This window comes from Microbulbifer mixtoriginis (SeqCode) (assembly GCF_052468275.1).
Map to the genome: position 1 here is coordinate 3,601,503 of NZ_CP174341.1, position 11,794 is coordinate 3,613,296.

General features: G+C 50.2%; 21 protein-coding genes. 9 read left to right on the forward strand and 12 right to left on the reverse strand.

All coding sequences use genetic code 11. The features are described 5' to 3' along the window. From ACJJIC_RS15820 to ACJJIC_RS15865, 10 genes are all read right to left on the reverse strand, one after another. Positions 1-1,485, reverse strand: coding sequence for a phage portal protein (locus ACJJIC_RS15820; RefSeq protein WP_444909317.1), 1,485 nt, complete (start codon positions 1,483-1,485; stop codon positions 1-3). After that, positions 1,482-1,700 (reverse strand): DUF6148 family protein, encoded by a 219-nt coding sequence (locus ACJJIC_RS15825; RefSeq protein WP_444909316.1) that lies wholly within the window; start codon positions 1,698-1,700, stop codon positions 1,482-1,484. Before ACJJIC_RS15825 ends, ACJJIC_RS15820 begins: the two co-directional genes overlap by 4 nt. A 66-nt stretch (positions 1,701-1,766) precedes the next feature. Beyond that, positions 1,767-2,213, reverse strand: coding sequence for a terminase gpA endonuclease subunit (locus ACJJIC_RS15830; RefSeq protein WP_444911010.1), 447 nt, complete (start codon positions 2,211-2,213; stop codon positions 1,767-1,769). 2 nt (positions 2,214-2,215) lie between these two features. Further along, positions 2,216-3,397 carry a terminase gpA endonuclease subunit gene (locus ACJJIC_RS15835; RefSeq protein ID WP_445357378.1) on the reverse strand — a complete coding sequence of 394 codons (1,182 nt, stop codon included), beginning with the start codon at positions 3,395-3,397 and terminating at the stop codon, positions 2,216-2,218. A 12-nt stretch (positions 3,398-3,409) separates the two neighbouring features. Then, entirely contained in the window at positions 3,410-4,144 is a 735-nt protein-coding gene (locus tag ACJJIC_RS15840; protein ID WP_445357379.1) for a hypothetical protein, read from the reverse strand. A 239-nt stretch (positions 4,145-4,383) separates the two neighbouring features. After that, positions 4,384-4,608, reverse strand: coding sequence for a hypothetical protein (locus ACJJIC_RS15845; protein ID WP_444909313.1), 225 nt, complete (start codon positions 4,606-4,608; stop codon positions 4,384-4,386). Between the two features lie 37 nt (positions 4,609-4,645). Further along, positions 4,646-4,864 carry a hypothetical protein gene (locus tag ACJJIC_RS15850; protein ID WP_444909312.1) on the reverse strand — a complete coding sequence of 73 codons (219 nt, stop codon included), beginning with the start codon at positions 4,862-4,864 and terminating at the stop codon, positions 4,646-4,648. Then, positions 4,864-5,256 carry a DUF5675 family protein gene (locus tag ACJJIC_RS15855; RefSeq protein WP_444909311.1) on the reverse strand — a complete coding sequence of 131 codons (393 nt, stop codon included), beginning with the start codon at positions 5,254-5,256 and terminating at the stop codon, positions 4,864-4,866. The genes ACJJIC_RS15850 and ACJJIC_RS15855 overlap by 1 nt, the downstream gene beginning before the upstream one ends. A 136-nt stretch (positions 5,257-5,392) precedes the next feature. Continuing rightward, positions 5,393-5,725, reverse strand: a complete 333-nt coding sequence (locus tag ACJJIC_RS15860; RefSeq protein ID WP_444909310.1) for a hypothetical protein — start codon at positions 5,723-5,725, stop codon at positions 5,393-5,395. A 209-nt stretch (positions 5,726-5,934) separates the two neighbouring features. After that, positions 5,935-6,597, reverse strand: coding sequence for a hypothetical protein (locus ACJJIC_RS15865; RefSeq protein ID WP_444909309.1), 663 nt, complete (start codon positions 6,595-6,597; stop codon positions 5,935-5,937). Between the two features lie 110 nt (positions 6,598-6,707). On the opposite strand from ACJJIC_RS15865, the gene ACJJIC_RS15870 reads away from it, so the two are divergent. Further along, positions 6,708-6,980: a hypothetical protein gene (locus tag ACJJIC_RS15870; RefSeq protein ID WP_444909308.1), complete on the forward strand. Its 273-nt coding sequence runs from the start codon at positions 6,708-6,710 to the stop codon at positions 6,978-6,980. Here ACJJIC_RS15870 and ACJJIC_RS15875 read toward each other — a convergent pair. Next, positions 6,911-7,468, reverse strand: coding sequence for a hypothetical protein (locus tag ACJJIC_RS15875; RefSeq protein WP_444909307.1), 558 nt, complete (start codon positions 7,466-7,468; stop codon positions 6,911-6,913). The genes ACJJIC_RS15870 and ACJJIC_RS15875 overlap by 70 nt on opposite strands. 15 nt (positions 7,469-7,483) lie before the next feature. Here ACJJIC_RS15875 and ACJJIC_RS15880 point away from each other — a divergent pair, with 15 nt between their 5' ends. Beyond that, entirely contained in the window at positions 7,484-7,999 is a 516-nt protein-coding gene (locus ACJJIC_RS15880; protein ID WP_444909306.1) for a LexA family protein, read from the forward strand. A gap of 46 nt (positions 8,000-8,045) precedes the next feature. Here ACJJIC_RS15880 and ACJJIC_RS15885 read toward each other — a convergent pair whose 3' ends face one another. Continuing rightward, entirely contained in the window at positions 8,046-8,510 is a 465-nt protein-coding gene (locus ACJJIC_RS15885) for a hypothetical protein (RefSeq protein WP_444909305.1), read from the reverse strand. A 130-nt stretch (positions 8,511-8,640) separates the two neighbouring features. Here ACJJIC_RS15885 and ACJJIC_RS15890 point away from each other — a divergent pair, with 130 nt between their 5' ends. The 7 genes from ACJJIC_RS15890 to ACJJIC_RS15920 all read left to right on the forward strand — a co-directional run bounded on the left by ACJJIC_RS15890 (position 8,641) and on the right by ACJJIC_RS15920 (position 11,793). Further along, positions 8,641-8,982 carry a response regulator transcription factor gene (locus tag ACJJIC_RS15890; protein ID WP_445357380.1) on the forward strand — a complete coding sequence of 114 codons (342 nt, stop codon included), beginning with the start codon at positions 8,641-8,643 and terminating at the stop codon, positions 8,980-8,982. Positions 8,983-9,160: 178 nt separating this feature from the next. Next, positions 9,161-9,463, forward strand: a complete 303-nt coding sequence (locus tag ACJJIC_RS15895) for a DUF7673 family protein (RefSeq protein WP_444900484.1) — start codon at positions 9,161-9,163, stop codon at positions 9,461-9,463. 168 nt (positions 9,464-9,631) lie between these two features. Next, a complete protein-coding gene (locus ACJJIC_RS15900; RefSeq protein ID WP_444884490.1) occupies positions 9,632-9,796 on the forward strand; it encodes a hypothetical protein in 165 nt (54 codons plus the stop codon). After that, a complete protein-coding gene (locus ACJJIC_RS15905; protein ID WP_444884489.1) occupies positions 9,793-10,080 on the forward strand; it encodes a phage antirepressor KilAC domain-containing protein in 288 nt (95 codons plus the stop codon). Before ACJJIC_RS15900 ends, ACJJIC_RS15905 begins: the two co-directional genes overlap by 4 nt. An 89-nt stretch (positions 10,081-10,169) precedes the next feature. After that, positions 10,170-10,442 carry a hypothetical protein gene (locus ACJJIC_RS15910; protein WP_444884488.1) on the forward strand — a complete coding sequence of 91 codons (273 nt, stop codon included), beginning with the start codon at positions 10,170-10,172 and terminating at the stop codon, positions 10,440-10,442. Positions 10,443-10,519: 77 nt separating this feature from the next. Then, positions 10,520-10,759, forward strand: coding sequence for a DUF4224 domain-containing protein (locus ACJJIC_RS15915; RefSeq protein WP_252082084.1), 240 nt, complete (start codon positions 10,520-10,522; stop codon positions 10,757-10,759). Continuing rightward, positions 10,759-11,793, forward strand: a complete 1,035-nt coding sequence (locus tag ACJJIC_RS15920) for a tyrosine-type recombinase/integrase (protein WP_445357382.1) — start codon at positions 10,759-10,761, stop codon at positions 11,791-11,793. The genes ACJJIC_RS15915 and ACJJIC_RS15920 overlap by 1 nt, the downstream gene beginning before the upstream one ends. Position 11,794 lies beyond the last annotated feature (1 nt).

The following is an 11,794-nucleotide window of genomic DNA, read 5'->3' on the forward strand; positions in this document are numbered from 1 at the left end:
CTACTCGGATTCAGTATTTCCTGCGGGGACCGCAGCGCGTTTGCTTGGGGTGGTGATTCCGTTCTCTTCCAACTTCCTCTGCCAAGCAGCGGTTTGTTTAACAACGTCATCAGGTTTTTTGCCTCGGCGGCGAATGGTCTGCTGCGGGCTGACCAGAACATTTTCCAGCAGGGTTTCATCGGCGCTGGCTTCGTGGGCTGGATTAATCCAGGGCATGACCGGAGTAATAAAATCGACGTGCATCAGGGTGGCCGGGTCGACATCAGCGGGTACTTGAAAGGTGTCTGCTAATAAACCCATTTGCACCCAGCGCCGGGTGACCGGTTCCACGATCTCCTCGCAGAACTCCAGACTGAGGGTTTCGTAATTGGTCCACTGCTCCACCAGTTCCTGGCGCTGCGCACTATAAGTACCGTTGTAGTTTTTGCTGATACCGCTAAAGCTGGCCATGGTGCCGGCAGCAGCCATGCGGTGCATGGTTTCTAAAAATGGCGTTAGCAGACCGCTTGGGCGATTACTTTGAATGGTGCCGACAGATTCCCCGGGGCGGAGATCGTCATAGATGGCGCCGGCACGGATATCGAGAATGCGCTTTCCTTCACTATCCCAAGCATCATCATGCTCATAAGTATCAGGGCTGCCCTTTTGTATAAAACCCACCATGGCCGAGGCAATCTTGGCGGCAACGCGCTCGTTTTCTTCATAGTCTTTAATATCGTTGAGGCGATTCATTACCGCTGCAAAGATGGAAACCCCTCGGCTCTGGTGCAGCCGGCGCACAAATTTCAGGTGTTCGATATTTTCCGCACTGTGGCGCCTGCGTTTCATACGCCAGTTCAGTGAGGCACCGGGGTGCTCGTCGTAGAGCCAAAATGCCTTGGCTTCGCCCCAGGCGGATTTCTCAATGCCCTGCACTATGCGTTTGCTGGGATCGTTGTAATCCACCGGCAGAAAATCCGGTTCCAGGCATTCGATGGTGTAAGGCACATTGGTACGGTGCTTTAAACCGGGCACTGTGCCCTGCAGGTGCCGCAGTAGGGTTTCGCCATCGCGCAGCCAGGTATTGCACAAAAGCCGCTGGGATTTGCCCCAGCTGAACTGCCGGGTACATTCCAGGCGACGCGCCCATTCCTTGTGAGCCTCATTCATTTGGCTGGCGAGACCTTCGTGAATATCGCCATCCCAGGTTTTAGGTTGGAACTCCACATCGATACCGCGCGGGCCGACGATGTTGTTGGTCAGGGTAGTGAGAATGCCAAAGGCAAAATCGTGGTTTTGCTCCAGGTGCCGGGCCTGGCCGCGCAGGGTTTCCACGCTGCCTTCAATGACTAAATCCCCACTGCGGTTATCACCGGGGTTTTTCCGCAGGCGACTGGGTCGCGCGGCTTCATAGGCGGCGGCGATCTCCAGGGCGCGGCGAGCTTGCACGCGACGTAAAGCGGCCTCGGGTGCAAAGAACCCGATAACAGAATCCAGTTTGTTCATGAGTAAAAGTTCGCGTAGGCGGGTCCGCGGCGTTTGCCGGTAGCCTTGAGTTGTTCTTGCTGTGCGCGGCGTTCCCACTCCTGCCGACCTGAACGGATTTCCTGCAGGTTCTCCGCGGTAAATTGGCGGCCGTTAATCACCGTGGTTTTACCGGCGAGCACGTCTATTTCGGCCTCAATATAGAGGTCGACCATCTCTTGCGGGGTTTTAGACATTTAACTATCCAGTAAGGAGCCAACAGGCTGTGCTGGCCGGGGTGGTTTTCTAGTAGATTGATTGGATTATGGGGATTGATCAGGTTCACTAAACAACGTGCGCTGGCCTAGACGCGCCTCAAGAATTGACCATTTTTTCTCAGTCTTTTTTTGTACTTCCATGGAATAAGCCGCGTGTAGGGCATAGACCTCGGTATCTAGCCCTTCATTACTCTTTCCAGGTCTTTTCTGCCAAATTTCCCTTCCTGAATATTTTTTGCTTGGAGCTTTTACTTCAGCGGTGACCTGCTCCCAGTAATCCTGACGCACATGCTTGCAGCTGTGCATATAAGCGCTGGTGCCTAACAATCGCCTGGCAATAAGATCCTTAGCCTTGTGGGTGCCCACCATGTACAACTTCACTTGATGGCGATCGGCTTTAGTAGTGCGCGTTGGGTTACTAACCTCTGCTTTCCTTGGATGTGAAAATATTTCTTTGCTGCCAAAGTCTCTACTATCGCCCTTAATTGCCATCACTAGGACGCGGCGATATTTTTTTCTCTAGTTCTTACCCATTCATACACCGCGCCGCTGGTAGTACCATCAGAGGAATCGATACTGACTGCAGATGCGTAAATCTCACCAAAGCGCTCATGCTTGAAGCCTTGGAAAACTAACTTGTCCAAGGCATCCCAGCAGCTATCGCGCTTATCTACCATGTCGCCATCGATTTCGCCCCAGTACATTTGCCAGCTTTCTTCATTGCGACTAAAGGCGCGGATGGTGATGGCAAGCCGGTCATGCTGAACATCAATACCGACAGTAACCAGCAACCCACCAGCCGGACAAAATAATTCTGGATAATCCTCGGCAGTTTCTTGCAGTTTTTCATGATCCAGCAACCGGTTGGCCGCATATTTATAGGGCCTGCCTAACTTGTTGTTTTGGAATACGATGCGTGCAGATTCATCGCCGCTTTTGGCTTCGTGTTCGGCTTCCAAGAAATCCCTGACGACCTCCGCCAAGCCAGTGCCAGGAATACACACATAAAGCTCCGATAGCTCCATAAAGGTTTCTATCGGCTCGATTTCATCCTCTGTAAAGTCCTCGCCGCATTGGGTTTTGACCCAGCCGGCAAAGTCATCGCCGTTTTCCCGCGCGGTTTTACAGGTCTGCAGGATATTGGCCTGGCGGCGGTAGTCATCCCAGGCACTACCACATTTAGGACAGGTATAAACGGCGGTTTCTGGCTGATTCAGGCCGAATACCGGGTGCGGTGTGCCGCCCTCTTTCTCCAACCAACTGACGTTTTCCCAGTCCAGTACATGGGACTCACCACAGTCGTGACAGGTAACCGGTAGCACGCGCATTGTGCCGAGCTTGGTGTAGTGCTCCACTTGGGAAAGATCAGCAATCGCCGGCGTGCCGCCAATAATCAATTTCTTATTGCGCATGCGCTTGAGGCGTTCGCGCAAGTGGCGAATGGAGTCACCCTGATCGCCAACGTCTTTATTAGTATCGTCCGGCTCCTCCACATAGCCCCGGCGGGCCGTGGTGGATTTCACATTGGATATCGAGTTGGAGCCAATGGTGCGCACCTCACCACCGGGGAATTTCTTGCGCGTCGAGCGGCTACCGCCTTTGCGACTGGTGGTGACATCGATCACCCGATTTACCGCTGGTGAGCCTTCGATAATCGGCACCAGCTTTTCATCCATAAACAGCCGGCCTTATGGCTTAGCTGTCGCAATGGCATGACTTAATGCTTTATCAAGCTCAATCGGTAGGTGCCGACGCGCTATACCTTCGGCGATCTGATAGAACGGGAAACGTTTTCGATAGTTGGGCCTGCCTTCTACAAAGATTAAGATCGGGCGTGCTGACCGACGGCGCTTGTATCCAACCCGTTGCCACACTCCCAAGGTGCCCTCAATCTTTCCAACAAAATAGCCCTTGGTTATTCCCCGTTTAGCTTTGCTGCGTTTACTATTGGTTGCGTTCTGCATAGGGTCAGGGTTAGCTCTAACTTGAGATAGAATCTTGCTATAAGTGGTAGCCGTAATATTTCCATGTTTGTTCAGTCTGGCAGCCTCCCCAGGTACCACATACCAACCTGAGGGCAATAAACCAGCAGCATGCAACGCACGCTCAAATCTTTTTTCATTACGAGCAGTACCGAAAACTGCCGGAGCTAGGTATTTCTCAGGTGCTGTTCCCTTAGTCGCTTCATCCCTGATATGAATTTTGGAAACACCCGAACGCTTCGTGGCCCTCTCAACCAAAACAGAATTAAGTGTAAATCGTGTCGGCTTAACAAAGACCCGCCCCATTGCTGAGCGCTCTTCCCCTCGAATCAGAACTGACACATTGTTCACCGCCACCGCACCGGCATACGGTAACTGTCGTTTCAATTTAGCCGAGCTATTTTTATAGATTGAGGTATCGACCTTGACACTAACGTCCATCGCCCCACTCCTCAGCAGAGCTATCCTCACCCCGCTTCATCTGCTCCCGCTTCAGCTTAATATCCTGATGTCGGTAATAAGCGAAAACAACGATGGAAAGCAGGCCGGTGGTGAATGCACCGTAGGTAATTACATATTGCTCAAACGCCGATGCAACCTGAGCTGAGCCGTCACGCTACCCACTCCCGCAATCCATATCATTAGCCGCTCCATTGCTGTATGTGCTGCATCAGTTGGACTCATTGCGCCACCCCTTTTGCCGCACGCTTCAGAGCTGCTAGCGGTTTCATGATGTGCCGGCCAATGCTATAGGAACCAAAGAAAAAGACAATCACCGCCGAAAACGCACCGAACATCAATGTCGATCCAGCCACAGCCCAAATAAACTTCGCGTACTCAGAGTTCCATGTCCACACCACTACAGAAGCAATAACCAAAAACATCTCAACACGAATAATTGCCAAGGCCGTAAAACGTCTGGTTAAGCTTCGCTGTGTGTTCTCACTCGCTGTGCTCTCTACATGAGCCACCACAGTATCGATACTCCTGTGCATGCAGAATGATTTCCTTTGCATCCTCTGCGCTCTCTTGATCGGTATAGGACAGGCCATCAATCCAACCTCCAGCCCGCACCAGTAACCCGTTATCCCTATCGAGAATATCGTCTACAGGTTTAGCGTTACTGCTGAATAGCGATTTCACTCCAGACCAAATACCCATCACGGATACTCCGGCACATAGTGCGTAATTGTCAGATCAAACTCAGGCGGGAGCAGCTCTCGCAGCTGCTGCATTGCCTTGTGGGATTGCATAACCCACCAGCCACCGGGAGCCAAGCCAGAACCAATACCAATACAACCCTGCACATCCGCCGAATAATTAGCGGTGTGGATTAATATTTTTGTACGGCCAGGGACTTCCTGAAGCTCCCACACATTGGGGAACCTTGGTGAGTTATAGGGATTACAGGAATACACCCCTTCAGGAATACAGCTCTCGAATGGACGATTCCCCAACCACGGACGCTCTACCGTATAAAACACACAGTCGTGCACTCTCAGCCGCCCCAATGTGGCATCAGGCCCATAGGCGAATCGCGTTAATTCAAACATGAGGTATTAGCTCCCGGATTTCGGGCACAAAAAAACCCGCTTAGAGCGGGCTTGGCATTCAGCAGAATGAGAATTTTTCAGGCGATGAATCTAGCTCACCCGAAACCTCATATCATTTAAATAAAAACTGTACTATTTAAGGACGAACATCAAGATAGTCTGGAGATGCTTGATTTGAATTTTTTTCATCACAGGTTGAAATGTTAGGCCACACAAATGCAACACTCTTATCAGCAACCGTAGCTGATAAAAGCATCGAGTACGCCCTATCAATTTGTTTGGGATCTTCGAAATCTATCTTGCACCACATATCCGCACAGGTCTTATCTGTGGAGAAGTATACACTTCCATTTTTATGGACAATGGTCCTGAGGACTTTTTCACTACACTGCACTGAAGCATATACGGCATTATTTAAAAGGATTACAGCAACCACTGAATAAATTAAAGACTTAATTAATTTCGCCATTTACTCTTAATTCCCTGAAAAAATGTTCAAAGATTACACAAAGAAAAGATGAGTATACTATATATTATGACACTCTATTTATCTCTACACCAAATACTCGAGTTCCAACCACATTACAGGCACAAAAAAACCGGCTCAGAGGCCGGCTTTATTCTGCAAAGCAGAAAAACTGCACACTAGGGAATTTATACCTACTCAGGACAAAGCTGTCAACAAGCGGCTTTAAGCCGCCCTCTGTACCCCTGTACAACTTCAGAAATAGGCCCTAAAGCTCTTGCGGGTAGAGAGTCCAAACGCCGCTGCAAACGTTTCCAAATTTTTACCCACTCCCTATCCCAACGCTTTTTGTCACACCCTAAAATTGTCCGCGCTTGGCCCAGGTCTATTAATCGGCCATTTACATCTCGCAGTGCACACGCATTAATACAAAATAGCGCTAGCTGGCTAACCTTTTCTCGTGGGTGCGGTTCATCCCATTTGTCGAACTCACTCATCAAGTATTTCAATAGTGTTGCTCGCTCTTTGACTCTTGAGGCTGGCGGGGCGTAGGCGGCCATGCCCCAGCAGTATGCCAACGGATCACTCACTCGCAGCTTTGCAACTGCATCTTGGATTAACCCCTTTTCACAGGCATCCATGATGCGATTGCCGCTGTCCTTAGTTCCCGGGGTTTCTTTCGCAATTACTGTTGGGGCTGCAACCCGGCAAATGACTTGGTTGGCCCTGCCCTGCACCTCTCCGCGAATTACAACCTTTCGCCCTCTCCCAGCTGAGGAAACCGTACTTCTGCCGCCCATGGCTTCATAATCAAATGCAGCTGTGGAGCTATCAAAGGCGTCGTGCCACGCTTGCCTAGCACTATCGAATCTCATGTCATGCCCCCCAAGCAATTTTCAAGCAACCAAGCACCCCATCAAGCAGCCTGCGGCATGCTCTCGAAATAATCCTGAAGTCGCCTTTCGGCTGCGTGCAAATTGTCTCGGTGATACGTGCCCAGGTAATTTATGTGGCCCTGGTTTATCCAGAATTGGGTAACCACCGTATTCGCGAACACAACCTCCACGAGGTGAGCGTACTTGGTGCGGAATACGGCCAGCGGGCTGCTGGGGTTGGTTGTGGAAATCCTTTCGATGGCTTCTGGGATGGTGACTGTGCACATGGTGAACTCTCCTTGGTGATTGGGTTTTACCAATTGGTATCCGTTGCGATTTCTACTGCGCTGAGATTTCGCGTTAGCCGCTGCCCTGACGCCTGAGGTTGAGGTGCGAAGTACTTCTCGCGTTTTAGCCAGTTACGCCAGGTGGCGAGCCAATCGAGTTTTACGCCCCGCTGGCCGGGTTGGGATATCCAGTAATCGCGGAAGCTTTCGGCAATGTCGTGGATTCGGTGGATCAGGTCTGGGCGGAGGCGTTGGGCTTCGGTGCGGAATTTGTCAGTGAGAATCCAGTTTCCAGGCAAGCGTGTGCCGCGTTTGGGGTTGGCGCGATTTGGAACTGTGCCTCTCTCTACTGGTTTCTTATTGGTTCTTACTGGTTCTATAGAGAAGGACGTGTTGTCATTTTCACCGGTTGGGTGCACAGATTTCACCGGTTCGTGTTTTATTTTCACCGGTGAAGATTTTTCACCGGTGAAATCATTGCACCGGTTTACGTGTAAAAAGAGGTCATAATTGGTCCTGCGCCCGTTGGATTTTTCGGCGCTCAGGTAGCCCAGTTCTTCCAACTCTTCGATGGCATTAATCACCGAACGCTTTGTACATTGCGCAACGTCGGCCAGGTAGGCATTGCCCAGGCATCACTGTTATGGCAATCGGCCAAAGCAATTAAAACCAGCTTTGCTGTTGGTGTTCTGGTCCTGCGTTTAATGGCCCATGCCGCAGCTTCAAAGCTCACCACCCACCTCCTGTATAAATTTCCATGTAGCGCAGTAGATCTATTAGAGCCCGGGGAAGCCGAAGCTTCGCTGCCCTGCCCCGGTACTCACTCAGGCCGCTCTTACGCATTACGAGTGAATGGTGATAGCATGACTAGCCTTTACCCAGGCCAGCGCTCTTATCCAGAAGGGACAATCATTTTTGTCGACCCCGACAAACCTCTGACCAATGGCTGCCGAGTTATCGCCAAAATAAATGGTGAGGTCATCTTCAAAAGCTATGCAGAAGACATGGGCCATATTTATCTACGCCCCATCAACCCAACCTACTCTCCGATGGAAGTTACAGGCAAAATTATATCCTTTTGTGGCGTAATTATTGGCTCCTACACCCCTAAGTAGGACAAAAAAAAAGCCCGCATTAGCGGGCCTTTCTGAATGCTGAGAGTCACAACAGAATTTTTTTGACCATCTCAACTTCAATAACACCCCGAGAAACACAGTTCAAAGTGAGATCTTGTGCCGGCTTCTCCGGTAAGTATTCGCCCTGAATGTTTGAACGAACAATCACATCCCTATCATCAACAACCACATTAAAGGCAACTTCTGTCTTGGTGTAATTATCCTCTAAATAATCTCTGCCCTCGTTAGCACCACAATTGGCCTGCTCAGGCGTAAGTTTCCAGTTTTTTAGGGTTGTAGAGATATAACCCGCCTCTAAATCAGAGGACAAAATCTGAAACCCATCCCTCAACAAAGCTTGCCTCGCCTTACTCAATACCTCTTGTTTTGTTGAAAGGTGCTCTAAAGCAAAGTACTCACTGATAAACACTGGCGTCTGGTTCGTTGCAGTACAGCCACCAAGGCCAGTCGCTAGCAGAACTCCTACTACTGCATGTCTTATTTTTTTCATTCTTATCCTCCGTGATAAGCGCTCCCTGAGCATATCAAGGTGAAAACCTTTTAAGAAATTAACTTACGACTATTGACCAGACAATTTACTTTCGGCTACTGCAATTATTAACCAAGGACAGGGCATCAAAATGCACACAGCCAGGAATCTAAGGCCATTGGCGCCACGCGAAGCTGAAGCGCTTACATATCGTTCCCGTGGCCTCACCAACAAAGAGACCGCCGAAGCTATGCGGTGCTCTGTAGCGAATGTCACCAACTTGCTGGCGGAATGCTTTTACAAGTTGCATGCCCGCAACAGTACTGAAGCCGTGGCCAAGGCGGTAAAGCACGGATTGATTCAATTCGCCCTGCTCGCCTGCGTACTCAGCGGTATGGGCGCTGATGCTCAAGACCAATTACGCACCCGCTTCCAGCGCCGCCCCACAGTTCGAACCATTCGCATCCGCAACAATCGGGAGGGACTCGCATGACCGCCACCGTGTTTGTACTTCCAACGGCTACGAGCAAAAGCGACGTAGATCGCCTCAAGCAGCGCACCGATATCGCCAACGCGGATCACAAAACGCACATCCGTTTAGTGCAGCCAAAACCCACTTTTGCACGGCCAGTGCACCAAAACGACTGGCCACCTTTTGGAGGTGATGCAGCATGAATACTTTCAGCCCAACCCAGAGTGTGGAAACGCTGCTCACTGTAGCCAACGGATACTCCGGTGCTAGCGCAATTGCCGCACAGGTGTTGCTTTCGGCTTGGAACAGCAACGATTTTACGGTTCCCGTTGCCGAGTTATCGCTACTTGATGGGGAGAACTATCAGCACGCTCTCAACGTGATGACACTTCGCTATCAAGGCAAGGAACCCCAAAACGTAATCGCACAGGGCGATAAAAAATTTCGCACCCTTTGTGTCGAGTGGTCTCACCTTGAAACCCAGAGGAAAGGTGCAGCATGAACAAACCGCAGCAGCTGCCACGGATACATTGCGCCCTTTGCGGAAAACCCGCAGGGCCAGTATTCAACGGGAAGCTGTTATTGCGCGGCTGGAGTTGTCAGCTTTGCAAATACTGGGAGCCGGCAATTGGCAGGGAGCGGAAGTTCAAAAAAATAGTAGGGGCGGACCATGAATGAATTCTCCCAACTACTAAAAATCACTCAAGACCTAATGGCCACGGTAGAAACTCAGCAGTTACAAATAAACGGCATGCAAGAGCAAATCGCCGCACTCTCCGAAGCCATCCAGGGCCAACCATCAGAACAAAATTTGAAGGACCAGGAGGCAGCGTGAAAAAGGAAAAACTCTTCACCATCACCCAGGCCGCCCGAACTTTAGAAATGGGCAGAAACAACCTGTTAAAGGTTCTACGAAATAGCGACCTTTTGCATAGCCGCGAACCTATGCGCAACTCACCAACAAAGGCCGCCGTTCAGCAGGGACTGCTGGTTGCAGAGAATGCCGAATATAACCGTGGCCCGGTGAAGGTGCCGTATATCAATACCAAGGTGACATCGAAAGGTATGGTGTGGATTCGGGATCTGATCGAAAAGAGTTCCATCTCCCAAGCCAGCTAGAAATTTAGCCGCGCCCTGGCGCATTCAGTCAGAGGTAACCATCCTTGGGCTGCCAGTATGGAGCCCATTTTTAAAAATGGGAAAATCTAATGAAAAGATACGCACTGCTTACTGGCTCCTACAACCTATTGATGGGCGGTATCAAAGATTTCAAACGCTCCTACGCCACCAAAGAAGAGGCCTTCGAAGAAGTGCAGCGCATTGCTCAAAATGACCTGTTTACCGACTGGGCACAGATATTCGATAAGAAAACCGACAAGGCAAAAATTTATCGCATAGTCGATAAGAAAATCATCGAAGAGAAACCCAAAGACTGCCCTCACCCAGAGTCAAAACCCAAGACAGAACCGCAGTACGCCTGAACTCAACTAAAGATAGCGCTCTCAGCCCGCCAAACGCGGGCTTTTTAGGTAGAAGACAACAACGCGAGGGATGTGCGATGGGTAACTTGCTAACCAAGCATGAGATAGCCCGCCTAACGGGCGCTGGCGCCGAGAATGCCGAGGAGCAAAAGCGTATTCTCGATGCCAATCGGATTCCCTATGTGCTGAAAAAGGATCGATCCCCCGCTCTCACTTGGGAAATGGTTAATCAAGCCATTCTAGCCCGAGGGGCCTCAAAACCCGACTTAGCTGGTGTTAATCTACCCCCAGGCTTTAACCTTGGAGCAGCAAGCTGATGGGCAGAAGGCGTAACCCCGAAAATGCATGGATGCCACCACATGTTGAGCGGTACAAGAATGGCTTTCGAGTAAACCGCAGGGGCTACCCAACTAAGCACTTAGCTAAACAAGATGCCAGCAAAGCAGAAGTTTGGACGGCATATGAACGCTACCTTGCGGGCCTAGTCGAGAAAGAATTCACTCTTAAAGACCTAATTGAGTTGTACTTCGCATCACCTCAGTACACCAAGCACATCAAGCCACAAACTCAAAAAGACTACTACCGCTACAGCCAACGTATATTGACAGTGTTTGGAGAGATGACACCTGATTCAATCACTTCACCACTGGTACAGATGTTTTTGGATGCCCGCGGGGCAGAACACCCTACCGCAGCAAACCGAGAAAAAACCTTTCTAGGCATTGTGATGAAATGGGGTAAGGCAAGAGGGTTTGTAAAAATTGAAGACCCTACAGCGGTAGTTAAAGCACTCAAGGAAAAAGCTGGCGGTCGCTATTTGGAAGACTGGGAGTATGAAGCCTTTTGGCAATGGCTTGGTGAACGCGGCCACATCATGCACCAGTGCGCTATGGAGATCAACTATCTGTGTGCAGCCCGACAGCAGGATGTATTGGCACTTACGCGAACAGATATGAAAGAAGATGGTCTGCTTGTAATTCAAAGCAAGACCGGAAAAGCACAGATAAAACTCTGGAGCCCAGCACTAAGGGAAGCTGTGGATCGCGCACTCGCAAGCAATGTTGATACACAAATTCAAACAGCTCATATTATTCGCAGCCGCACCGGGCGACCTTTCACCCGCATGGGCTTTAATGCTACTTGGCTAAGAGAACAGCGAGCCGCCTTGGAAGCGGGAGTTATTAAGGAGCGTTTTCGGTTTCATGATTTGAAAATTAAAGCCGCCAGTGATTTTGACGGTGACGTGCAGAAATTTACCGGACACAAAACCCGCTCTATGGCGGAGCGATATAATCGAGCAGCAGATAAAGTTGTCAGCCTAGACCGGAAGCGCCCAAAAAAAGGCAAATAAT